The organism is uncultured Candidatus Puniceispirillum sp. (assembly GCF_963979125.1).
Classification (GTDB): Bacteria; Pseudomonadota; Alphaproteobacteria; order Puniceispirillales; family Puniceispirillaceae; genus Puniceispirillum.
In genome coordinates, this window is record NZ_CAXBVX010000172.1 from 1 (window position 1) to 2,309 (window position 2,309).

General features: G+C 39.8%; 3 protein-coding genes. All 3 read right to left on the minus strand.

Translation table 11 applies throughout. The features are described 5' to 3' along the window. A partial coding sequence (locus ABNT28_RS10860; RefSeq protein ID WP_348721604.1) for a Na/Pi cotransporter family protein occupies positions 1-1,169 on the minus strand: 1,169 nt, incomplete at its 3' end. 65 nt (positions 1,170-1,234) lie between these two features. Beyond that, positions 1,235-2,047: a phosphodiesterase gene (locus tag ABNT28_RS10865; RefSeq protein ID WP_348721605.1), complete on the minus strand. Its 813-nt coding sequence runs from the start codon at positions 2,045-2,047 to the stop codon at positions 1,235-1,237. Between the two features lie 2 nt (positions 2,048-2,049). Next, the coding region (locus ABNT28_RS10870; protein ID WP_348721606.1) for a TOBE domain-containing protein at positions 2,050-2,309 on the minus strand (260 nt) is incomplete at its 5' end.

A 2,309-nucleotide genomic window follows, 5' to 3' on the forward strand; every position in this document is an offset into this window, starting at 1 on the left:
AGGGGCGCGCGGCTTACTTTCGTAACATATAGTTTTATCGCCTCATGCAGACGGTCAACATCATTATCCATTTTCATAACCGCACGCACAGCTTTACGGTCACTTTTTTCTATGGCCCCAAGGCTTTTAAGCAACATGGCATCAATCATATGCCCCATGCGGACTGTTTCCAATGTCGCGCTGGCAATCGCTATCGATGGATCATATATATTATCATAATCAAGGTGCTGTGGGGCAACTTCAAGTTTTTCAGCGCGATCTTCAGGTAAGAGTCTTTCAACAATTCTGGCAATAGGATTAATGAAAAAGATAAACCCAGCCGCAATTAAAACATTGAATAAAGTATGAAAATTAACAACATACTTGGTATTGTCATCACTCAATAGTACTAAAAATGATGTTATTTGTTCAAGAAAAGGAAGAAGGATAACGCAACCAATTAGTTTAAAAGCCGCATTTGAAACTGGTAACCGGCGAGCCTTATTTCCTTTTGACCAGTTCGCTATAATTGCTGGAATTGCACCACCAAGATTCGCACCAATTACCAGAATGAGTGCCATATAAATCGAAATAACGCCACCTGCTTCAAGTGATATAATCAGCAGCACCATCGCCAGACTTGAATGCGCTAGCCATGTTATTAGTGCCATTAAAATGATTGCCAGCAGAAAGTCATTTTCCAGAGATCTGAAAATATCTTGCAAAATCGGCGCATCCCGCATCGGCGTTGAAGATTGGGAAATCATACCCAGCGCCATCAACATTAAAGCAAGACCTATAGCTGCACGTGCCCATTGACGACGTGAGTCATTCTTGGAACTAAAATGAACAACAACACCACCCAAAGTTAGTACAGGTATCAGCCAGCTAATATCGAATGACAAAATTTGAGCAACGATAGTCGTGCCGACATCAGCCCCAAGTATAATGGCCAGACCAGCTGCTGTTGTAACGACTCCACGTGACGCGAATGAGCTTATTATCAAGCCCGTTGCCATACTGCTTTGCAAGACCATCGTCACCAGCATGCCTGAGGTAAAACCGACATACCGATTAGACATACCATTACCAATCGTTTTTTGGAGACGCTTGCCTAGCGCGCGCGATATACCAATGCGCACCATCCGCATGCCCCATAACAAAAGCGCAGAAGCCCCAAGCAAGTTCATCAATATTTGTGTTGAAGTGATTACATCATCTCCGTTTTGATAGATTTTAAATTTTAATTTAAATATTAGCCTGTTTCTGGATAAAACATATGGGGGCCGTCAAACTGTCCTATAAAGATATTATGAGTTAAAATACCACTTCGAATTTCATGAATTAAAAAAGCACTGGGTTCTTTGATAAGACAATTCGGAACATTGTTGCGAAAATCTAAAGAAACTGCATGAGATGTACCAGGCGCAATCTGGCAGATAACGTCTCCAAATTTTTTTGATATATTTCGATGTAGGTGACCACAAACTAACTTCAGTTCACCTTGATAACCTGAAAGAAGAGTTTTCAGCCTTTTGCTTTCGCGAAGATTGTTATCGTCCATTTTTTTAATACCTGTAAATATTGGAGGGTGATGAACTGCAACAATAACAGGCTTTTGATTTAAATTTTTTAGCTTTTCTTTCAAATAATCAAGAGTTGTCTCAGCAAGTTGTCCATAGGGCTTGCCGTTAACATTTGTATCTAAGCCAATTATGGCCATCTGATCAAAATTAACAGTCCAATTAATGGGACCCGATTTTGGCATCCAATGCTGATCAGAAAAGCTTTTGCGCATTTCTGTTACATTGTCATGATTTCCCGGGATCGCCTGATATGGTATCAAAAGATCAGCCATTATATCACGAAAGATTTCATATTCCTCACAAGTACCAAAATCAGTTAAATCGCCTGTAACAATAACCATGTCCACTGGCCCAATTTCAGGAATAATTCGATTAATGGTTTCAACACATGATATAAGTGCTTCTTTAGTATTAACTTTACCGTAAGCGAGTTGGCCATCAGGGACTATATGTGGATCTGAAATTTGGATTATCTTAGTCACTTCTAAGCAACTCCCTCGGGTAAAAGCATCAAAGTTTCAGGTTTGATGTTTACTTTTATTTTGCTGCCAATCTCAGGAGCACGCTGCCCTACAAATATTGATGTCAAAACATTGGGTATAATACCCTTTATCCCAATTCGATAATGCGTACCCAAAAATGTAATAGTTTCGACTTCACCACTTAAAGAACCAGTATCATCAATCTGAACATCTTCAGCTCTAACATAGACAAAATAACCCGATCCATCGAAAGGCAATTTTT